The sequence below is a fragment of the Winogradskyella marincola genome (assembly GCF_029624125.1).
GTDB lineage: Bacteria > Bacteroidota > Bacteroidia > Flavobacteriales > Flavobacteriaceae > Winogradskyella > Winogradskyella marincola.
This window is the reverse complement of sequence record NZ_JARSBN010000001.1, coordinates 241,291-263,849: the sequence shown is the minus strand read 5'-3', so window position 1 is coordinate 263,849 and position 22,559 is coordinate 241,291. Positions and strand designations below refer to the sequence as shown.

At 31.7% G+C, this 22,559-nt stretch carries 21 protein-coding genes; 17 read left to right on the top strand and 4 right to left on the bottom strand.

Annotated features, from left to right (window positions below; translation table 11 throughout):
• The first annotated feature begins 19 nt into the window (after positions 1–19).
• The 9 genes from P7122_RS01275 to P7122_RS01235 all read left to right on the top strand — a co-directional run bounded on the left by P7122_RS01275 (position 20) and on the right by P7122_RS01235 (position 8,942).
• Positions 20–256, top strand: coding sequence for a uroporphyrinogen decarboxylase (locus P7122_RS01275; protein WP_278003967.1), 237 nt, complete (start codon positions 20–22; stop codon positions 254–256).
• A gap of 33 nt (positions 257–289) precedes the next feature.
• A complete protein-coding gene (locus P7122_RS01270) occupies positions 290–499 on the top strand; it encodes a hypothetical protein (protein WP_278003966.1) in 210 nt (69 codons plus the stop codon).
• The gene (locus P7122_RS01265) at positions 489–1,874 is read left to right on the top strand and encodes a class I SAM-dependent methyltransferase (protein WP_278003965.1); all 1,386 of its coding nucleotides are present in this window, start codon (positions 489–491) and stop codon (positions 1,872–1,874) included. Before P7122_RS01270 ends, P7122_RS01265 begins: the two co-directional genes overlap by 11 nt.
• Positions 1,868–3,358, top strand: coding sequence for a hypothetical protein (locus P7122_RS01260; protein WP_278003964.1), 1,491 nt, complete (start codon positions 1,868–1,870; stop codon positions 3,356–3,358). Before P7122_RS01265 ends, P7122_RS01260 begins: the two co-directional genes overlap by 7 nt.
• Before the next feature lie 167 nt (positions 3,359–3,525).
• A complete protein-coding gene (locus P7122_RS01255) occupies positions 3,526–4,398 on the top strand; it encodes a GNAT family N-acetyltransferase (RefSeq protein ID WP_278003963.1) in 873 nt (290 codons plus the stop codon).
• A complete protein-coding gene (locus P7122_RS01250) occupies positions 4,395–5,498 on the top strand; it encodes a DegT/DnrJ/EryC1/StrS family aminotransferase (protein ID WP_278003962.1) in 1,104 nt (367 codons plus the stop codon). The genes P7122_RS01255 and P7122_RS01250 overlap by 4 nt, the downstream gene beginning before the upstream one ends.
• Positions 5,499–6,806: an O-antigen translocase gene (locus tag P7122_RS01245; protein WP_278003961.1), complete on the top strand. Its 1,308-nt coding sequence runs from the start codon at positions 5,499–5,501 to the stop codon at positions 6,804–6,806.
• 11 nt (positions 6,807–6,817) lie between these two features.
• Positions 6,818–8,125, top strand: a complete 1,308-nt coding sequence (locus P7122_RS01240; RefSeq protein ID WP_278003960.1) for an O-antigen translocase — start codon at positions 6,818–6,820, stop codon at positions 8,123–8,125.
• Positions 8,109–8,942, top strand: coding sequence for a phytanoyl-CoA dioxygenase family protein (locus tag P7122_RS01235; protein ID WP_278003959.1), 834 nt, complete (start codon positions 8,109–8,111; stop codon positions 8,940–8,942). Before P7122_RS01240 ends, P7122_RS01235 begins: the two co-directional genes overlap by 17 nt.
• Here P7122_RS01235 and P7122_RS01230 read toward each other — a convergent pair.
• Entirely contained in the window at positions 8,939–10,072 is a 1,134-nt protein-coding gene (locus tag P7122_RS01230; protein ID WP_278003958.1) for a glycosyltransferase, read from the bottom strand. The genes P7122_RS01235 and P7122_RS01230 overlap by 4 nt on opposite strands.
• A gap of 37 nt (positions 10,073–10,109) precedes the next feature.
• Here P7122_RS01230 and P7122_RS01225 point away from each other — a divergent pair, with 37 nt between their 5' ends.
• Together P7122_RS01225 and P7122_RS01220 are read left to right on the top strand one after the other, a co-directional pair.
• Complete coding sequence (locus tag P7122_RS01225) at positions 10,110–11,201, top strand: glycosyltransferase (protein ID WP_278003957.1); 1,092 nt, start codon at positions 10,110–10,112, stop codon at positions 11,199–11,201.
• A 10-nt stretch (positions 11,202–11,211) separates the two neighbouring features.
• On the top strand, positions 11,212–11,610 hold the full coding sequence (locus P7122_RS01220) for a sugar 3,4-ketoisomerase (RefSeq protein WP_417871474.1): 399 nt from the start codon (positions 11,212–11,214) through the stop codon (positions 11,608–11,610).
• Here the strand turns inward: P7122_RS01220 and P7122_RS01215 are convergent.
• Entirely contained in the window at positions 11,595–12,518 is a 924-nt protein-coding gene (locus P7122_RS01215; protein WP_278003955.1) for a glycosyltransferase family 2 protein, read from the bottom strand. The genes P7122_RS01220 and P7122_RS01215 overlap by 16 nt on opposite strands.
• Before the next feature lie 55 nt (positions 12,519–12,573).
• Between P7122_RS01215 and P7122_RS01210 the strand changes: the two genes are divergently transcribed.
• Entirely contained in the window at positions 12,574–13,689 is a 1,116-nt protein-coding gene (locus P7122_RS01210; protein WP_278003954.1) for a hypothetical protein, read from the top strand.
• 9 nt (positions 13,690–13,698) lie between these two features.
• Here P7122_RS01210 and P7122_RS01205 read toward each other — a convergent pair whose 3' ends face one another.
• Entirely contained in the window at positions 13,699–14,382 is a 684-nt protein-coding gene (locus P7122_RS01205) for a cell division ATP-binding protein FtsE (protein WP_278003953.1), read from the bottom strand.
• Between the two features lie 232 nt (positions 14,383–14,614).
• Here P7122_RS01205 and P7122_RS01200 point away from each other — a divergent pair, with 232 nt between their 5' ends.
• Both P7122_RS01200 and P7122_RS01195 read left to right on the top strand, forming a co-directional pair.
• Positions 14,615–17,638 (top strand): tetratricopeptide repeat protein, encoded by a 3,024-nt coding sequence (locus P7122_RS01200; RefSeq protein WP_278003952.1) that lies wholly within the window; start codon positions 14,615–14,617, stop codon positions 17,636–17,638.
• Between the two features lie 49 nt (positions 17,639–17,687).
• Entirely contained in the window at positions 17,688–19,415 is a 1,728-nt protein-coding gene (locus P7122_RS01195; RefSeq protein WP_278003951.1) for a TonB-dependent receptor, read from the top strand.
• A 59-nt stretch (positions 19,416–19,474) separates the two neighbouring features.
• Here the strand turns inward: P7122_RS01195 and P7122_RS01190 are convergent, their stop codons facing one another.
• Positions 19,475–20,179, bottom strand: a complete 705-nt coding sequence (locus P7122_RS01190) for a class I SAM-dependent methyltransferase (protein WP_278003950.1) — start codon at positions 20,177–20,179, stop codon at positions 19,475–19,477.
• 56 nt (positions 20,180–20,235) lie between these two features.
• Between P7122_RS01190 and P7122_RS01185 the strand changes: the two genes are divergently transcribed.
• Genes P7122_RS01185 through P7122_RS01175 form a run of 3 tightly spaced genes read left to right on the top strand, consistent with a single transcriptional unit; the run spans position 20,236 to position 22,537 of the window.
• Positions 20,236–20,724, top strand: a complete 489-nt coding sequence (locus P7122_RS01185; protein ID WP_278003949.1) for a YkgJ family cysteine cluster protein — start codon at positions 20,236–20,238, stop codon at positions 20,722–20,724.
• Between the two features lie 54 nt (positions 20,725–20,778).
• Complete coding sequence (locus P7122_RS01180; RefSeq protein WP_278003948.1) at positions 20,779–21,684, top strand: hypothetical protein; 906 nt, start codon at positions 20,779–20,781, stop codon at positions 21,682–21,684.
• A gap of 4 nt (positions 21,685–21,688) precedes the next feature.
• A complete protein-coding gene (locus tag P7122_RS01175) occupies positions 21,689–22,537 on the top strand; it encodes a sterol desaturase family protein (protein WP_278003947.1) in 849 nt (282 codons plus the stop codon).
• Positions 22,538–22,559 lie beyond the last annotated feature (22 nt).

Genomic DNA, 22,559 nt, shown 5'->3' with positions numbered 1-22,559 from the left:
CTTTTTTTTGCATACAGTTATGGAGTTATTAGGAATTTCTGGAACAGAATATGTTGGCTACCTTGCATCATTTATGGTATTACTGTCTTTTACCATGAAAGATGTAAAAAAGCTACGTATGGTAAATATGGCTGGTTGTATTTTGTTTGTTATATATGGTTTTTTAATGCCTACTCTACGTGTAGGTTTGCCTATAATTATAGCCAATGCTGCTATTTTAGGAGTTAATATGTTTTATTTAGCTAAGAGGAAATAACATAAGTTTATATATTTACAAAAAAAGTATAGTATGATTCTTCTCTATTTTGATCCAGGTTTAGGCGCTATGATTGTTCAGGCAATTATTGCAGCAGTAGCAGGAGTTGTTCTTTTTTCAAAAAACCTAATGTATAAGATTAAACTGTTTTTGGGTTTGGTAAAAAAAGATGATAAAGATGTTTTTGATGATATAGATGTTAAGGATTCTGATATAGATAACAAAAACACTAGTGAACAATAAATCTGCTCATTCATCATCATTTAGAGATCCATCAGGTTATGTATTTATAGAAAACAACGAAGTAAAACGTGTTGTTAACCCTATATATTTTAATCAATATAATGCTTTATCAGAAAGCGGATTTTTCAATAAACTTTTTAAAAATGAATTATTGATTCCGCATGAAGAAATTTCAAAAACTGAAGATAAAGTTATCATTAAAGCAGAAAAAATTCCTTTTGTTACTTATCCTTACGAGTGGAGCTTCAATATGTACAAAGAAGCCGCTTTATTAACCTTAAAATTACAAAAGTACAGCTTAGAGAATGGTTTTTCATTAAAAGACGCTTCGGCATTTAATGTTACTTTTAATAAAGGAAAAGCTATTTTTATAGATACACTATCATTCGATTTTTATAATGAAGACTCACCTTGGCGTGCTTATAAACAATTTATAACTCACTTTTTTGGGCCATTAGTTTTGGCGCATTTTCATGGAGCAGACCAATTAAAATTATTAAGTAGTTTTATAGATGGTATTTCTGTGAAAATGATTAGTTCTATGTTGCCTACAAGGACTAAGTTAAATCCTTTATTGTATTCTAATATTCACTTGTTAGCTAAACTAGAAGATAAGCACAACGAAGATTATAAAAACGAATCTAAAGTAGCAAAACTATCTAAGAAAGGGCAATTAAATATAATAGAGAGTCTTTATAATTACATAAAAAAGCTAGAACTAAAAGAGAAATCTGAATGGGGAAATTACTATGATAAAACCAATTATTCGGATAATGCTTTTGATGAAAAATCTACAATTATTAATAATTGGGTAAAAGACATTGCGCCTAAAACGTTGATTGATGTTGGTGGTAATGATGGTACTTTTGTTAGAAAACTAGATGCAGCAATAGATACTGCTTTGGTGGGTGATATAGATAATAATGCCGTGGATTTTAATTATAAGACGATGAAGCAAAGTCAAGAAAGGTTTATGCTTCCGTTTTTGTTAGATGTTTTAAATCCTGCTCCATCAATTGGCTTGAATAATGAAGAGCGAGACGCCTTCATTAACAGAGTTAAAGCCTTTGCGCCAGATGTTACCTTAGCCTTGGCAGTAATACATCATATATCTTTATCTGGCAATGTGCCTTTTGCAAGGTCTGCAGAGTTTTTTGCTAAGTTTTCTAAATATTTAATTATAGAATTTCCTAAGCGAAATGATTCTTGGGTGCAACGGTTGCTAAACAACAAAGCAGAGTTTAAAAATCATTTTGAACATTATAATCTTTCAAATTTTGAAAATACTTACGCTGAGTTTTTTGAGGTTTTAGAAACAAAGGCTATATCTAATAGTGAGCGCGTTATGTTCTTCTTAAAACGAAAAAAATGCTAAATAAGTTAAGAGCAATAGTTATAGATTTTATTAGTAGTAAAAAAGAGTTTCCTGTTGTGGCAGCGCTTGCTTCGGGTTTGTATCCTTTGTTTTATTATTACGATAAAAACTTTTCTATCCTTAACTCTTGGAGTCAGTTTTTGTTTTATGTGCTTTTTTATCTGTTAATGCCAGTGGTATTAATATTTGGTGTTTATAAAATTTTATCAAAAAAGCATTTTTTATATAAGTTAAAGCGCTATTGTATTCCTGTTTTTAATTTAGTTCTGTTTACTTTTTTTGTGATTATAAGTGTTCAAGGATTTGAGAATAAGAACAGTTTTTTTATCCTCTTAGTACCTGTTTTATTAGGTGTTTTATTAAGAAAGCATTTTAATAAGATAATTGTTTTGCAGTATCTGTTGGCTTCTTTAGTGGCTTTAAAATTGCTTCCAGATATATACAGACACTTCACGTATTCTAGTCAATGGATGCAGCAACCCGATAATATAGAAGCGGTTGTGTTTAAGAAAAAACCTAATATTTATATTATTCAACCAGATGGTTATGCAAATTTCTCTGAACTAAAAAAGAGCAATTATAATTACGATAATAAAGCGTTTGAATCCTTTTTGCAAGACAACGATTTTAAGTTATATGAAAATTTTAGAAGTAATTATTTTTCTACTTTGAGCTCTAATAGTTCTATGTTTTCTATGAAGCATCATTACTATAATAAGCCTTTAAAACCAGGATTAGAAGAAGTATATAGTGCCAGAGATGTTATTGTGGGAGAAAACCCAGTGATTTCTGTTTTTAAAAAGAACAATTACAAAACATTTTTATTGCTCGAAAAGTCATATCTATTACTCAATAGACCAAAAATAGCGTATGATTATTCAAACTTGCAAACTAGTGATATTTCATTTTTTTCTAGAGGGTTTGATGTTCTCAGAGATCTTAATGAAGACTTAGAAAGTGCCATAAAAAATAATACATCTACAAATAATTTTTTCTTTTTAGAGAAGTTAAAGCCTGGTCATATAGCTACTCGTGGTAATGAGTCTAAAGGAGCAGAGCACGAAAGGAAAAATTACCTTAAAGAGTTAGAAGAGTCAAATGAGTGGTTAAAAGAATCTGTTGATATAATTACAAAAAATGATCCTAATGGCTTAATTGTAATTATAGCAGATCATGGAGGTTTTGTAGGATTAGATTACATGCATCAATGCAAACAAAAACAAACGGATAGCGACCTTATTAATACTGTTTTTAGTGCAGCATTAGCCATAAAATGGCCGAGTAATGCACCAGAATATGACGATAAGTTAAAAACCAATGTAAATCTTTTTAGAGTTTTATTCTCATACCTTTCAGAAGATGAAGCTTATTTAGATAACTTACAAGAAGACAGTAGCTATACTATTATTGAAAAAGGCGAACCTTTTGGCACTTACAAGGTGCTCGATAGTAAAGGTAATGTGGTGTTAGAAAAGGTAGAGTAAAACATCGCAGTACAACATTTCTATAAAATTTGTACTTTCACATTCTTAAAAATTATATTTTTTAAAATATTTATTTAGTTAAAAAATACAAAGCTTCAGACCATATAGAATGGGATAAATTTGCTGTTGATAGCAACCAGCAAACATTTCTTTTTCAAAGGGATTTTATGGACTATCATAACGATAGGTTTCAGGATTTTTCATTAATGATCTATAAAGATGAAAAGTTAATAGCATTGATGCCTGCAAACAAGGTTGATGATTGTGTGTATTCTCACCAAGGGTTAACTTATGGAGGATTTATTTATAAATCAGATTTAAAATCTGAAGATGTTATAAATCTATTAAAAGCAGTGCTAAACTATCTTTTAGATAATAAAATAAAGACTCTTGAGTTAAAAGAATTACCCATAGTTTTCTTAGAAAACCAAACCAATAATCCTTTAGCATATTTGTGTTTTAAGTTGAAAGCTCAATTGGTTAGAGTGGATATGCACTCTGTTGTAGATTTAAAATTTAAAGCCTATAACAGAAGTAGAAAAAATGGTTATAAGAGAGGTCAAAAAAATAACCTAGTTGTTAAAGAGGTTAATGATTTTGAAGATTTTTGGAACAAAATCCTAATACCTAATCTAGATAATAAACACGATGTAAAACCTGTGCATAGCTTAGAAGAAATTCAGCTTTTAAAAACTAAGTTTCCAAATAAAATAAGACAATTCAATGTTTATCATAACAATATAATTGTTGCTGGTACTACCATTTTTGAAACAAAGCATGTGGCTCACAGTCAGTATATTTCTGGAAATACGGATAAAAATACTTTGGGCAGCTTAGATTTTTTGCATCATCACCTTTTAGAAGATGTTTTTGCAAGCAAGTCTTATTTTAATTTTGGGATATCCAATCTCAACCAAGGTCAGAATATTAATCAAGGTTTACTGTATTGGAAAGAAGGCTTTGGATCGCATTCTATTACTCAGAGTTTTTACAAGTTTGATACCGTTAACGTAAAACTTTTAAACGATCTGTACATATGATTAAGTTTTTGGATCTACATAAAATAAATAATAGATTTAAAGAAGCACTAGAGACATCGTTTAGTAAGTCTTTAGATACGTCATATTATATTTTAGGTCCTAATGTAGATAAATTTGAAAGAGAATTTGCTAATTATTGTGGTACCGACTACTGTGTTGGTACAGCCAATGGTTTAGATGCTTTAACTTTAATTTTACGAGGATATATAAAAATAGGAAAGCTGAAAAAAGGAGACAAGGTTTTGGTGCCAGCTAATACATTTATTGCTACCATTTTGTCTGTAATTCATGCCGAGTTAGAGCCTGTATTAGTAGAGCCAGATCCGGCAACTTATAATATATCATTGCAAGGAGTTAAAGCGTCTTATACAGAAGAAGTAAAGGCAATAATTATGGTTCATTTGTATGGTCAGCTGGCAGATTTTAAAAGCTTAAAATCCCTAGCTAATGATTATAATTTGTTATTAATTGAAGATGCAGCTCAAGCACATGGAGCCACTTCTAAAGACAAAAAATTAAAAGCCGGAAATTTAGCAGATGCAGCTGCATTTAGTTTTTATCCAAGTAAAAATTTAGGTGCGTTAGGAGATGGAGGTGCTGTAACAACTAATAATAATGAATTGTATGAAGCTGTTACATTATTAAGAAATTATGGTAGTATAGTAAAATATGAAAATGAAATTATTGGCTACAATAGTAGGTTAGATGATCTTCAGGCAGCTTTTTTAAGTATTAAACTTAAGGTTTTAGATACAGATAATAAGGTAAGGAGAACTATAGCAAAGCGCTATATTAATGAGATTACAAATTCTAGAGTAAGAACACCATTTTATGAAGGGTTTGATAATCATGTTTTTTACGCTTTTGTAGTTGAGGTTGATGATAGAGACGATTTTATTAATTATTTAAATAAAAACAATATAGAATGGTTAATTCATTATCCTGTTCCGCCTCACAAGCAACAAGCATTAGAAAGATTTTCATATTTAAAATTGCCTATAACAGAGCAAATTCATAAAAGAATTATAAGTTTGCCAATAAGTTCTGTATTAACAGATAAAGAAGTAAATACTGTTGTAGAAGTAGTAAATGCTTATTAATTGAAAAAGTTTTTTCACTATATAAATAATGAAGTTTTAGTTAAAGCCGCGAGTCTTAATACGGCCAATCTTAGTATTAAGATTCTTGCAGGTATTTTAATATCTAAGTTTATAGCTTTGTTTATTGGTCCAGAGGGTATGGCACTGATAGGAAATTTAAGAAATTTTCTTAGTACTGCTCAATCCATATCAATAGCAGGTTTATATAACGGCTTTGTAAAGCTTATAGGAAAATGTAAAAATAACGTAGCAGAATTAACCTCTGTATTGTCTACGGTATTTTATTTTGGTTTTTTCTCATCATTGATATTAGCTTTTTTCTGTTACTATAATGCAGAGTTTATAAATGAGCTAATTTTCTTTAACAATAACTATGTATATGTTATAGAAAAACTAGCAATAGTGCTTCCTTTTTATGCTCTAAACATGTTTGCGTTTGCCATTATGAATGGCTTTTCAAAATATAGGATTTTATTAATCATAAATATTATAGGTCAAATTTTAGGCCTGTTAGTTACGCTACTTCTAATAAAGCAAGAAAATATAGATGGTGCATTAATTGCTGTGGTTATTACACCAGCTCTAAATCTTCTTATCACAATCGTAGGAATTGCTTTTAGAAAAAACTTAATGTCAATTATAAATATAACAGACATTCAAATACCAGTACTAAGAAAGTTGAGTCCTTATATGGTTATGGCATTAGTGTCTTCTGTAGCATTACCAATAGTATATATTATAATTAGAAATTATATTATTTCAGAAATAGGAATGAAAGAAGCTGGTTACTGGACAGCTGTAACCAGAGTTTCAGATTACTATCTTATGTTTATCAATTCGCTTATGGCATTGTATATCTTGCCTCGATTTGCAGAGTTAAAATCTCGAAGCGAATTTAGGAAAGAGGTTTTCAGTTTTTATAAAACCGTATTGCCAATTTTTGCAATAATATTAGGAATAATTTACCTCAGTAGAAGTTTGTTGGTAAGTCTGCTTTTTACCGAAGAATTTAGACCTGTAGAAGATTTAATGGGTTATCAAATACTTGGAGACTTTATGAGAGTTATGTCAATGGTTATAGCCTACAAATTCTTGGCCAAGAAGATGTTTACCCACTTTATAATTATAGAGGTGTTCTTGTTTGTAATTATGTACTTTTCAAGCATTTATTTTATTGATGTTTTTGGAATAAAAGGCGCTGTAATGGGACACTGCCTCAGCTATCTTATGCACTTCGGTATTGTATTACTCATTTTCGGAAGTTCTTTGTTTGGTGTTATCAATGATGATGGCATAGATGATTTTTAAATACATTAAGCATGAAACTTCCTAAACTCTTTAGAGATAATATTGTGCTTAAAATTACATCGCTTAATGCAGTGGTAATTTCTATAAGGTTAGTTGTTTCAGTGTTTGTGCAACGGTTTTTAGCAATTTCTTTAGGCGAATCTGGTATAGCTAGTATAGGTCAAATACGCAATGTTTTGGGAATGCTTACTAGTTTTTCAACCTTAGGAACTTTTAATGGTGTGGTAAAGTATGTGGCCGAGTTAAGACAAAACAAGCCAGAGCTCGTCAAGGTGTTTTCTACAGCATCAATTTTCCTTCTTATTGGGTCTTTAGTCTCTGCAGTTATATTATTTTTTGGCGCTCATCAGCTTTCACTTTTCTTATTTAATTCTGAAACGTTTAGTTACGCATTTAAATTATTGGCATTTGTAGTTCCTTTTTTAGCAATAAATAGAATGATAGGTGGTATAGTAAATGGGGTTTCAGACTATAAGAGTTACGCCAAAATAGAACTTATAAGTTACCTCATAGCATCATTTGTATTGCTGGTAGGATTATATACTTATAACCTTAAAGGCGTCATTGTAGCTATAGTTCTTGCACCAATAATTCAACTATTGGTATTAGTGCTCGTTTTTGGGAAAGTGCTAAAAACAATTATACCATTTAATCTTCTAAAGATTAATGTATCCTATAAAAACAAACTGTTGTCATTTACACTAATGTCTTTTGTGTCAACATTTTTGTTGAATTATATTGAGTTAGACATAAGAACCTACATCGCTGATGATTTAGGAGTGGATGAAGCAGGTTACTGGACAGGAATAACCTTTATTTCTAAAAATTATATGGTGTTTGCTTCCGGCTTATTTACACTGTATGTTCTTCCAAAATTTGCAGGAATAACCAACGAGGTTGATTTTAAAAAAGAAGTGGCAAACATTTACAAAACAATATTACCAATCTTTGGTTTGGGAATGTTATTAGTCTATGTTTTGAGAAACATAATTATACAAATCGTTTATCCAGATTTTACTGGTATGGAGCCACTGTTTAAATGGCAACTTTTAGGAGACTTTATTCGGTTAGGATCATTGGTTTTGGCACATCAATTTTTAGCAAAACGATTGGTAAAAAGCTTTATAATTACAGAGCTCATATCCATGGGATTATTTTTGTTGTTGTCAAAGGTGTTTGTTCAGCAATACGGAACAGAAGGTGTGGTATTAGCGCATTTTGTTAGATATGTGATATATTTTGTAATGGTTGTGGTTGTTATTAAAATGTATTTTAATAATCAAAAAAAAGAAAAAGTAACTAATGATGAAGACCTGTAGTTTATTCATAGATAATGAGCCTTTTGAATTTAATGTAGAAGGTGATTTTTTTTGGGGAGAAAAAGAATTGCTTTATAAAGCAGAAGACAATGTTTTGTCTAAAATGTCTTGGGAAAACAAAGGTTTTGATGTTGTAAGAGCTTTTGAAGGAAATGAGTTTGAAAATTTAAGAACTTCTATTAAAAATATCATTTTAGGCGCATTAAAAACTAATGATGTCGATGTTGATGCCTCAGATTTTGAGTTAAAAAACTATCATAAATATGTTACAACTAACGAGTTGCATAATAATGTAATTTCCATTACAAGAAACTTAGAAACAAAGGATTTTGACTTTGATATAGATTTGTTAGCCAAACGATTTGGCGATGTGTTAGGTTATAAATTAACCTCTTGGGTAGAAGAGCTTCAAAAGTCGCACATTCAAATTAGAATAAGCAGACCCAACACACTAGATATAAATCCACCTCACAGAGATGGTTATTTAAGCTATTGGGAAGATATCGTAAATGTGTGGTTGCCAATAGAAGGTTGTAATAACAAATCTTCGTTGCCTGTTTTACCAGGAAGCCATTTATTTCCAGAAAACGATATATTAAGAACAGAAAGTAAAGGAGCAAAAATAAATGGTAATGTGTATTATGTACCATGTATTTTAGAAACACAATCAGGACCAATAAAAATGATAAGGCCAAATCCAGGCGAAGGAGAAGCACTGCTGTTTACACCGTTTTTAATTCATGGTTCTGCAGTAAATCAAAACAGCGACATAACAAGGATTTCTTTAGAGCTTAGGTTTCCGAGACAAAAAGATTAAGACCATTTATCTAGGTAAGATATAGCACAATTAATATAGTTGTGATGCTGCTCTACAAATTGCCTTGCATTCAACGAAATTTCAGTGATTACCTCAGGATTATTTATTAACCATTCAAGCTTTTCGGCAATAAGTACTTCATCAGGAAGCGCATTAATGGCAATGGTGTCTTCTTGTACATTATAATATTCTAACCATTCTTTTTCAGCACCTGTAAATACCACAATGCCTTTAGCCATAGCTTCCAAAGCATTAAAGCCTTGATCGTAGGCATAAACTTGATCTAAAAGAATATGAGCCTTATTAAAGCTTTCTATATACGCTTTGTAAGGGAGGTCCTTTACGGTAATAATATCTACTTTGTCAGTGTGTTTTTTAGAGATGATTTCTAAGGCAGCATCAAAAATATCATTACCTTTTTTATAGTAGTTGTTTGTGTTAATGCCATGAAAGATAACGACTTTGTCTTTAACTACTGGTTTTTTGTATTCTAAAGAGTCAACATCGATGGCATGAGGTATCATGCCTAAATATTTTGGATGGCCTAATAATGGAATATGATAGTCTAAGTCTTTAGAAATTATGCCAGAAATTTTAGAAACAATATAGTCGTGTAAAGTTTTATGAGATTTTGATAGGTAATTAAGGGCAGGACTAAAGTCTTTTTTAGAAACTTTTCCTTCAAACAAAGGAGTAAGTATTGAGTATCTAAATTTTTTATCAAAAGCATAAGATACACTTATATAATCGGTACCTGTAGAAAGCAGAAAAGATTTCTTGTTCCAGGAATTGAAGAGTTTAAAAATAGCTAACTCACCTTTTCGGTCTATTAAAAAAGGACTTTCGTTAATGTATTGTACAACATCGTAATTAGAAAGGAGGTGTTTATTAGATTTGATTTTATTTTTAGTATAGACAGAAAGCAAATCTATTTTGAAAACTCTATAAATTAAAGATCTTGTTTTTTTGAGTAAATACGAATTAAACGGGTTGTTAATTTCAATATCCACATCTACTTTTTTAAAACCGTCTTCTGTACCAATAACTAAAGCTTCATGTCCTAATTTATTGAGTGCTTTTTTTAAGTTATAATGTGTTCTATTGTATTCACCAACAAGTAAAATCTTCATTTATATCGTTACATTTGTTCTTCAAAGATAGTTCTTAATGATTAAAACCAAGACCAAAAAAATATGTATTGTAGTATCTTCACTTGGTGGAGGTGGTGCAGAACGTTCTTCTGCGTTACTGTCTCATATTTTAGATGGCTTGGGTTACGATATTCATATTGTTTCGGTTTTAGACAGAATAGATTATTCTTACAAAGGCACACTGTTTAATCTTGGAAAAATAAAAAAGGAAGATTCTTCGATTTTTGGAAGGATAAATCGACTTTTTATTTTTAAAAAGTACCTAAAAAAGAATAACATAGAAATTGTAATAGATGCAAGGTCTAGAGTACAGGCCTACAGAGAATTTTTGGTAACAAAGTTTATATATACCTTACCTGTAATCTATGTGTTGCATAACTATAATTACAAAAAAGCATTTACATCATACAAATGGTTGAATACCTATTTGTATAAAAACAAAAAAATGGTAGCTGTTTCTAAAGCAGCAGAAGATAATTATAGAAAAACCTATGCATTAAAAAATATTACAACAATCTATAATAGCTTTGATTTTGAAAATATCAGGAAAAATGCAGACCAAAAAGCAGATAATGATTTAAGCAATTATATTATCTATTTTGGAAGATTAGATGATGAGCACAAAAACTTAAAACTACTGTTTGATGCTTATAAGTTATCTAACCTTTCGCAACAAAATATAAAACTTTTAGTATTGGGTAATGGACCAGACGAAGCAGATTTAATTACGTACACAAGAACAATTAAAATTAATGAGTACGTTGTTTTTAATGGTTTCGAAAAAAATCCTTATCCATACATAAAAAATAGTCTTTTTTCAGTTTTAGCAAGTAGGTACGAAGGTTTTCCTATGGCTATACCAGAGGCTTTAGCTTTAGGAGTACCTGTGGTTTCGGTAGATTGCAAATCAGGTCCAAATGAAGTTGTTGTTAATGAGCATAACGGCTTATTGGTAGAAAACCACAATGCTCAAGCTTTTGCTAATGCAATGAATAGAATGATAGAGGATAAAAATTTATATTTACACTGTAAAGAAAACGCAAAGTCTAGTGTGCTTCATTTATCGCTAAATAATATTGGCAAACAGTGGAAAGCTATACTAAAATAAGATTAAGATGATGTCAAAAATAGCAATAATAGATATTCCAAAAGTGCATGACGAAAGAGGCTCTCTCGCTGTAGTAGAAAAAAATACAGTGCCTTTTTCTATAAAGCGTGTCTATTATCTTTTTGATGTGCCTAGTGATAGTTACAGAGGTGGCCATGCTCATAAAGAGCAGCAATCTGTTATTATTGCTCTAAGTGGTAGTTTTGAGGTAACATTAGATGACGGTAAAACCACAAAAAAAATCATCTTAAATAAGCCTACGCAAGGCTTATATATTTCTACCAATGTATGGAGGGAAATTGATAACTTTTCGTCTGGTGCAGTGTGTTTAGTTTTGGCTTCAACAGAATATAAAGAAGCAGAATATATAAGAGATTATCAGGATTTTAAAAATCAATTTGAAGGGTAGTAGAGCTTTTCGCCTCTAAAAGATTTTAATTTTAGTAAAAGTTTTAATAACCATTTAGGGCTTTTTAATAAAATAGTTTGTCTTACTGTAAGATTTTTAAAATCTATAAATGATATATAGTAGTCATAACGAGTTTTATCGTTAAGAAACTTGCTTAATAAAGCCATAGAATATCTGTTGAGATCTAGATATGCTTTTAAGTCTTTGTTTTCTTTTTCTTCAGTAAGGTACTTATCAAATTTAGATTTGTTAGTTAAGCTGTATGCTGTATTAGATAAGCTGTCTGCAATATGATTGTAGATTGCTAAAGGTTTGTTTATAAAAACAACATTGTAATACATCGCAAACCTAATCCACAAATCTATATCTTGACCAGATATAATGTTAGGGTCAAAGTTTCCTGTTGTCTTTAAAATGTCTTTTTTAAAGACAGTGCTAGAACTAGATAGGATAGCATATTTTTTACTGGACTTAAAATAATTTCTAACACTATATAATTCCTTTTGTTTAAAACTGTATGAAACAGGTACAGTTTTGTTAGGGTATTTTTGTGATAATGCAGTTGCATATACTTTTTCATCAGGAAAAGCAGCTATGGCTTCTTTTATGTGCATAAGAAAATCCTTGTGCCATAAGTCATCACCATCTAATAGTGCAATATAATTAGTATTAGCATTAGTTATGCCTGTGTTTCTAGCCTTAGAAGCGCCTTGGTTTTTTGTTCTAATAACCTTAATGCGTTCATCCAAAAAATCATTTATAATCTGGCTACTGCCATCAGTAGAGCCATCATCAACAACGATAATTTCAATATTTTTAAAAGACTGATTTAAGACACTGTTAATCGTATCTTTGATATGGTCTTTTTTGTTAAAAACAGAGATTACTACTGAAAAAAAAGGCTGCATTATAAATGAGTGTTTTTTTGATAAACAAATATCAATAAATAATTACATTTGACCAATGAGTAAATCTATTCAAATCGTCTGTTTTGATAATCCTTATCCTCCTAACTATGGTGGAACTATAGATGTTTTCTACAAAATAAAGGCTCTTTATGCTAAAGGAATCGATGTTTATCTTCATTTTTATGTAACCAAGCAAAGCGATAGAACAGATACCAAGCCCTTAGAGAAATATTGTAAACAGATTTATACCTACAAGAGGAATACAACTTTACTCAGTCATTTGTCATTAAAACCGTTTAGTGTAAAAAGTAGGTCTAGTAAAGGTTTAGTGCAATGTCTTGTTAAAATTGGTTTTCCTGTTTTATACGAAGGATTAAACACAACAGCAACACTAAAGGTAATTGTAGCTAAGGGACTAAAAACATATGTTAGGCTTCATAATATAGAACATAATTATTTTAAAAATATAGGTGATTTAGAATATAGTTTTTTTAAAAAAGTATACTATAATTTTGAGGCTTGGAGGTTAAAAAAATACCAATCGCAATTAAAATTTGCAGACATATTATTTTCCATTTCTTTAAATGATCAAAAGTATTTTTCTAATTTGTTTAGGGATGTAAGGTACCTTCCTGTTTTTCAAAGTAAAACAGAATTGCAAGAATCTAAGTTGCAAGAGTACTGTTTATTTCATGGCGACTTAAGATTATCAGATAATATAAGAGCTGCAGATTTTTTAATTGATTTCTTTTCTTCAAAACCAAATAGAAAATTTATAATAGCCAGCAGCTTTGACAATGCTATGATTAGCCAGCGAATAGCAAATGCTAATAATATAACTTTTAAGATTATAGAATCTTTACAGGATTTAGAGCAACTGTTTGCAAAAACGGCTATACATATCTTAATAAGTTATCAGGCTTCTGGTATAAAGTTGAAATTATTAAACGCACTTCATACTAATACTGTCGTGTTAGTTAATAAATATATGATTGAAGGGACAGGTTTAGAGTCTTGCTGCGAATTATTTAACAATGAATCTGAGCTTAATGATAAGGTAGAAAAGTTTTATGGTATGCCAATTTCACCATCACAAAGAATTGAGAGAATGAAGGTGCTATCTGAGTTTAATCCTAATAATTCTATAGACTTATTAATTGAGTGCTTGTAGAAAAAAAATCTATCCTTTTCTCTGCACCACCTCAAAAACCTTATTTTCATCACACTTTAGGGTTTTGCTCGGATACTTTAAAAGCAAAGCATAATCATGTGTGGCCATTAAAATGGTATTGCCATTTTTATTGATGTCTTGTAACACTTCCATAACTTCAATACTGGTTTGTGGGTCTAGGTTACCAGTTGGCTCATCGGCTAAGATTAACTCAGGATCATTAAGTAAGGCTCTGGCAATGGCTATACGTTGTTGCTCACCTCCAGAAAGCTCATGAGGAAACTTAAAACCTTTGGTTTTCATAGCCACTTTGTCCAACACTTTTTCAATGCGCTCTTTTATTTTGTCTTTGTCTTTCCAGCCAGTAGCTTTAAGTACAAATTCAAGATTTCCATTTATAGTTCTATCTGGTAATAACTTAAAATCCTGAAACACAATACCCAGTTTTCTTCGTAAAAAAGGAATATCCTTTTCTTTCATAGATCTTAGGTTAAAGTCTACGATGTTGCCTTCACCTTCGGTAAGTTCTAAGTCGCCATAAAGCGTTTTCATAAAACTACTTTTACCACTTCCTGTTTTACCTATAAGGTAAACAAAATCACCTTTTTGCATTTCAAAGTTAACATCAGATAATACCATATTGCCACCTTGATATATTGTTGCATTTTTTAGTTGTAAAACAGTTTCGGACATAGTTGTATGAAAAAATTAAGTAAATGTAAAAGTATCATTAATTAACTCAATAATCAAACGCTAAGATGTATTGTTTAAGTACAAAAGCGTTAAATAAAAGATAAAGCTAAACTAATATTTAATAAACCATTTTATAATTATACAGGTTTTCTATCGTTATAAATTTTGTATTCAGTTATATTTGAATAGTGATAGTTTATCATCAATAAATATTAATCAAAAAACGACGCTGATGCTAGTTTTAAAAAGACCATTACTTATCGTTTTTCTTACGTTTGCAATGCTGGGATTTGCACAAAAATCTGCAGTATATACAAGTGAGTTAAAAGATTACCAAAAGGCATTAACCTTATACAATAACAAACAGTACAAAGCTGCACAATCCTTGTTCGACGATATTAAGTACAACACAGATGATGCTGTTTTACAGTCAGACTGTTCGTATTATATTGCCAATTGTGCTGTACGACTAAACCAACGAAATGCAGACGATCTTATAACAGATTTTGTTGAAGAATATCCAACAAGCACAAAGCGAAACACTGCGTTTTTAGATGTTGCAGATTACTATTTTGAAAATGGTAAATACGCCTATGCTCGCAAATGGTATCAAAAAGTAGATGAGTCTAGTATAGCACGTACTGAGCGCGAGCGTTTCAATTTTAATTACGGTTATACTTTATATTCTACAAATAGCAAAAAAGAAGCAACAAAGTACCTTAACCGTGTTGCAGATTCTAAGGAATATGGCTCGCAAGCTAAGTATTACATTGGTTACATGGCTTACGAAGGTGATGATTACGATACTGCGAATGAGTATTTTGATCAGGTGAGTGATAACGAAAAGTACAAGGAAAAACTATCGTACTATCAAGCCGATTTAAACTTTAAATTAGGAAAGTTTGAAAAAGCCATAGAACTTGCTTTAGAACAATTACCAAGCAGTAGAGGTGTAGAAGCATCTGAACTTAATAAAATTATAGGTGAAAGTTATTTTAACCTCGAAAAATACGAAGAATCCATTCCTTATCTTCAGGCTTATGAAGGCAAAAAAGGAAAGTGGAGCAACACAGATTATTACCAAATAGGTTACGCTTATTACAAGCAAAACGATTTTGAAAAAGCCATTTCAGAATTCAATAAAATTATAGATGGTAACAACTCTGTAGCACAGAATGCTTATTATCATTTGGGTGAAAGCTACATTAACCTAGAGAAAAAACAAGAAGCATTAAACGCGTTTAGAAATGCATCTGAAATGGATTATGATTTAAAAATTCAGGAAGATGCTTGGTTAAACTATGCTAAGATTAGTTATGAGATTGGTAATCCTTACCAATCTGTACCACAGGTTTTAGCAGGTTATTTAGATAAATATCCAGATACAAGCTACAGAGAAGAAGTTGAGATCTTACTGATTGATTCTTACATCACATCAAAAAACTACAAAGAAGCCTTAGAACTATTAAAAGGTAAAAATAGTTTTGAAAACAAAGTAGCTTACCAAAAAGTAGCTTTTTTCAGAGGAATTGAATTGTATAATGATACTAATTATAGTGAGGCATTAAAGCTATTTAATAACTCATTAAAAGAACCGAGAGATCCAATTTTTGTAGCAAAAGCTACCTTTTGGAAAGCCGAAACCGAATATAATTTAACCAACTATAATGATGCCTTAATTGGGTTTAAACAATTTGTTGGCATGTCTGAAGCTTCAGGATTATCTGAGAATGAAAACTTAGATTACAATTTAGCTTACACCTATTTCAAGTTGAAAGATTATACAAACGCATCAAAATATTTTCAAAAATTTATTGATAATAATTCTGGTGACAGACTACGACGAAACGATGCTTATTTAAGGTTGGCAGATGGTTATTTTGTATCTAGTAAATACCAAAATGCTATCAATGCTTACGATAAAGCCATTCAGATTAATGAAATAGAAACCGATTATGCAGCGTTTCAAAAGGCGATGAGTAATGGGTATTTAGGCAAAGGATCTATAAAAATTTCTGAGCTTAATACGTTTATAGACACGTATCCAAAGTCAGCATTACGAGACGATGCTATGTACGAGTTGGCAAATTCTTATGTAAAGTCTAACGAGACAGACAAAGCGATGCAAATGTACGACCGATTAAATTCGGAATACAAACGTGGTGCTTTCACTTCAAAAGCGTTGTTACGTCAAGGTTTGGTGTACTACAATGCCAATGATAATGAGCGTGCATTAACTAAGTTTAAAAAAGTAGCATCCGATTTTCCAAATTCTGGTGAAGCTGTTCAGGCAGTATCTACAGCGCGTTTAATTTATATCGATTTAGGTCGAGTAGATGATTACGCAGCTTGGGTAAAGTCTTTAGACTATGTTGAGGTGTCTGATGTAGAGTTGGATAATACTATGTATTTGGCAGCCGAAAAGCCATACTTAGAAAACGATACTGAGAATGCCATTCGTCAGTTTAATAAATATTTAAATCAGTTTCCTAATGGTATTCATGCGTTAAAATCGCATTTCTACATTGCACAATTATATTACAAAAAGAATTTATTTGAAACCGCTCAACCACATTACAAATATGTTGTAGATGCATCAAGAAGTGAATATACAGAGCAGGCAACAGTGAAACTTTGCGAAATTTACTTGAAAGATTCTAACTGGTCTCAGGCGATTCCGGTTTTAAAAACTTTAGAGGCTGAAGCAGACTATCCTCAGAATGTATTGTATGCGCAGTCTAATTTAATGAATGCGTATTACCAAACAGAGGATTATTCTAGTGCTGAAAATTATGCTGAAAAGGTATTGGCAAATTCTAACTTAGATACTAAAGTGAAGAGTGATGCTAAAATCATCATTGCACGTTCTGCCATAAAAACAGGAAACGAAGACAAAGCAAAAATAGCCTATGCTGATGTAGAAAAAATTGCTACAGGAAGCGTTGCAGCAGAAGCGCTATACTATAATGCGTACTTTAAAAATAAGGAAGGTAAGTATGAAGCTTCAAACACAACCATTCAAAAATTAGCTAAGGATTATAGCAGTTACAAATATTACAGTGCCAAAGGTTTGGTAGTTATGGCGAAGAATTTCTATGCTTTGGGTGATGCGTTTCAGGCCAATTATATTTTAGAAAGTGTGATTTCTAATTTCCCAGAGTTTGATGATGTGGTACAAGAGGCACAGCAAGAACTTAACAAGATTAAAACCGAAGAAGCTAAAACAAATTCATCAATCGAAACCGACGATAACTAAATTCCTGCGCAGGCAGGAATCTTAGAGTCGAAACTTCAAAACATTACAAATGAAAATCAAGTTTTTAATTTTTATAATCACCATATCAAGCAGTGTATCAATAGTAGCTCAAGAACGAGCAAAAGACACTATTGATGACCAGGTAGTAAATGTGGTAACACCATACAAGCCTACGATTTCAGATGCCTTTAAGATTAAGGATACTCCAAAGTTACAAGACTCTAATTTGGTAAAGAAAAAAGAGGTGAAGTACAATATTTTTTCTATTCCTGTGGCTTCAACTTTCACGCCTGCAAAAGGTAAAGCAGCAACGGTTGATAAAGCAAAAGCTGTGAAGTTATATGATAATTACGCATCGCTTGGTGTGGGTACTTATACTTCAATCTTAGGAGAAGTATATCTTAATCATGAGCTAAGTAATTCTGAAAATGTTGGTGGTTATTTCAGTCACCATTCTTCTCAAGGCGGAATTGAAGATTTATTGTTAGATGATGATTTTTCTACCACACATTTAAATGCGCATTACTCTCAAAAGTTAAGAGACTTTTCATGGAAAGTAGATGGAGGTTTCGACTTAATGACGTACAACTGGTATGGTTTGCCACAGAATTTCTTTGGACAAACGGAAGCTGATATGATAGATCCTAGCCACACGTTTAATAGTTTTTATTTAGGCGGAAAAATTAATTTTGAAGATGCTATTATCAATGATGGTAGTGTGCGTTTTAGACGTTTTGGTGACAATCAAGATTCTGGTGAAAACCGATTTGTAGCTAAAGCAGGTTTTGATATTCCTGTGCAAGGAGAAGCTATAAAAACAAAATTATATGTGGATTATATTGGTGGAAGCTTTGATACTGATTACGAGAATTTAGGTGACATTAATTACGGAAATGTTACAGTAGGTTTATCTCCCTCGTATCAATTAACCCAAGATGATTTAACGGTCAATTTAGGCTTAAGTTTAGTCTATCTTAACGATACCGAACTTAGCGATAATAAGTTTTTTATCTATCCTAATATTGATGCATCTTACCGTTTAGTAGACGAAATTTTAATTGCTTATGGTGGAATCACAGGGCAGTTACAACAAAACTCTTGCTACGATTTTGCTACAGAAAATCCATTTGTATCTCCAACACTTTATGTTGCTCCAACAGACCAACGCTATAAAGGGTTTTTAGGACTAAAAGGAAAGCTGTCTAATAGTGTAAGTTATAACGTTAAAGGAAATTATTACGCTGAGGAGAATAAAGCATTATTAAAAGCAAATGATGCCAGAGGTGATGCAACAGCAGATTACCAATACGGTAACTCTTTTGGTGTGGTGTATGATGATGTTACTACCTTTTCGGTTGCTGGTGAGTTAAACATTGATGTCAATAGAAACTTTACGCTTGGTTTTAAAGGCGAATACTTTAACTATGATATGGATAATGAAGCTGAAGCATGGAATTTACCAAACGTAACAGGTTCTATCTTTATGGATTTACAAATATCTGAACAATGGTATGCAGGTGCTAGTGCTATTTATGTTGGAGAACGAAAAGACCAACAAGACTTAGTAGCAACATTATTGCCACAAGACCCAAGTCCAGTTATAAGTTTGGATAGTTATTTTGATGTTAATGCGCATATAGGTTATAAAATCAACGATCAATTATCTGTATTTGGAAAGGTAAATAACATCCTTAATCAGGATTACGAACGCTATTTAAACTTCCCTGTTCAAGGCATTCAGATTTTAGCAGGAGCTACGTATCAGTTTGATTTCTAAAATTCCTGCGAAAGCAGGAATCTTTTTATTGACATTCTGAATCAAGTTCAAGGTGGAAATTATACGTGAGTAATCCTCGCTAAATAATCAAAATGCTCACCATCCATAATTTTCTCGCATTTAAGACCAACGGTTTGGCATGCTGTGTTTAGTGTTTCAAAATCTAAGTAGAGCCACTTCATAGGTGTTTCTTCTTCACCTTTATAGCTAAAGAAATAATCAAGTTCGCCAATATAACCACTGTTCAAGTCTATCCAAGTACCACCATCTTCATCTTCATACATATATGAAATATCAGATGAGTCGATTAAAATTTGTCCGTTTGGCTTCAATAAAGTTTTTAGATGGTTTAAATATTTAGCAACCTGTATTATTTCCTGAAAAATACCAGTACCATTCATTAAAAGCAGAATGGTGTCAAACGTATCTGTTTCTTCTAATAACGCAATGTGTTCGGCATTTTTTAGCCCTCGTAATTCGCAGACTTCAATAGCACCTTTAGAGCTGTCAATTGCTTTTACATTAAATCCTTTTTCTTGTAACCAAAGAGCGTGGTTACCTGAACCACAGCCAACATCTAGAGTTTTGCCTTTGCTTAGTTGTAAAGCTTTTTGCTCTAGTTTTGGCATTTCAGAATAAGTTCTGAATAAATAGGGAAGAGGTAATTCATCCTTATCAGATATGTTGGTCCATGTGATAATATCTTCAGAATAATTGTCATTCTGATAGTCTAATAGTGCTTTTCCAAAGATGTCTTTCGTCATAGTATTTTTGTTATGCTGAACTTGATTCAGCATCTCATTCTGATTATATTTACAATATGCAAAACCAAATCAATAATCTGCCAAAGCTGGCCAAAGATAAGCATAAGGAAAACAAAACCTTCTTTACAAAACTTAGAAAAAAGCCACCAAAACAATTAGACTACATTATGCAAGAGTTGCATGAGGAAGAATTTGAGCGTACGGATTGCTTGCAATGTGCTAACTGCTGTAAAACTACAGGACCTTTATTTACGGATAAGGATATTCAGCGCATATCTAAATCATTCAAAATGAAAGAGCAACAGTTTATTGATGCTTATTTGCGCGTTGATGAGGATAATGATTATGTGTTGCAATCTGTGCCTTGCACGTTTTTAGATGCGGATAATTATTGTATGATTTATGATGTAAGACCAAAAGCCTGCAGAGAATTTCCGCATACAGACCGTAAAAAGTTTCAGCAAATTTCTAATTTAACTTTAAAAAATGTAGCTATTTGTCCTGCAGCATATAATATTGTTGAAGAAATGAAAAAACAAATATAACTATAATACTAGCTTCGGAATAATTTTTGATACAACTTTAGAAAAAATCTAAATATGAAAAACGTTCTACTAAAATTGTTGCTTGTTGTTTTAATGGTAAACACAGCTTCTGTTTCTTCTCAGGAATGGATGACAAATCTAGAAATAGCACAAGCGTTGGCAAAAGTTCAAAATAAAATGGTGCTTATGGTTTGGGAAGAAACCACAACGTATCAATATCCTGTTGTTGCAAAAGATGAAAGTGGTAGAACGATATTTATTAATAACCTTTTTGAAGATGAAAATGTAAGCCCTTTAATTTGGGAACACTTTGTTCCAGTTATCGTTTCAGAATACAATTATGCAGATTGGTACGAAGAAATTAAAGACAAGCGCAGTCAAAAATACATTGACAAGTTTAATGACGATAGCATAAAGATTTTGGACATTAATGGTAATATCCTTAATGTTAATTACTATACTGAAGATTTTCAGAATATTTCCACACTTATTGAACGCTATGCTGTAAATACGTCTTATATAGCTCAAGAGTTAAAGGATTATAAAAATGGCGAGAACTTCTATTCTGCTTATTTTTTATCGTCAAAACTTTTAGATTTGAGCTTGTATTTAAACAAAGATTCTAGAGCAGAAATTGTAGAATGGTCCAATCTTTATCTAGAGGAAGCGGAACGACTCATCAAAGGAGAAGAACAAACTGAGCATAACGCTTTACAACAACGATGCGATTTATTAGAGCTTCAACAAGAATTAGTGTTAAAGCGTCCAAGGAAGGTTATACGACAGTTAAAGCGACTTAAAGATGAAGAAATTGTAGATAGCAATAAAGCATTTATAGCATTTTTATACTACACAGCTTACATGAGTGCAGATAAATCTGAAGATGCTGAGCCGTGGAAATCTCAAATTTCTTCAGTAAATTTGAAGAAAGCACAGTTGCTTATTAATCTCAATAGATAATCTTTTGGAAACTATTATTAACTATTTTGAAACGATTCCATCTTCGCATAGAAGTATTATTTTAATTGGTGGATTAACACTTTTTTGGTTGTTAGAGGGTGGTTTGCCATTATTTAAGTACAAGTACAATAAGTGGAAACACGCCTTGCCTAATCTGTTTTTTACCTTAACCACTATTATTGTAAATTTCGCATTAGCTTCGTTGCTATACTGGTCGTCTGGTTGGGTTGTAGCGCACAATTTTGGTATTATTAATTGGTTGTTTCCAGATACGCAACCTTTATGGCTTTATGCGTTTCTTGGTGTTTTGTTACTAGATTTTTTTGGTGCGTATTTAGCACATTTTGTAGAGCACAAAGTAAAACCACTTTGGATGGTGCATTTAGTGCATCATACAGATCACAAAGTGGATACCACAACAGCCAACAGGCATCATCCTATTGAGAGTGTTATTCGTTTTGCATTTACCTTGTTTGGTGTTTTTGCTGTAGGTACACCATTTGCTTTGGTAATGTTATACCAGGCAATGTCTTTAATCTTTACACAGTTTACCCATGCTAATATCAAATTGCCTAAAGGTTTGGATAAAGCCTTAAGCTATTTTATCATTTCGCCAGATATGCATAAGATTCATCATCATTACAGATTGCCTTATACCGATTCTAACTATGGTAACATTTTTAGTATTTGGGATCGTTTACTTGGTACTTATATGTATATGGACAGAGAAAATCTGGTTTATGGAGTCGATGTTTTTCCAGATGAGGTAAAGAATGGTCAGATAAAAGAACTATTGAAACAACCTTTTCAGAAATATGAAAAACCGACACTCTCTGCAGATGTTGAGGAGTAATATTATACAATTATTGATTCAG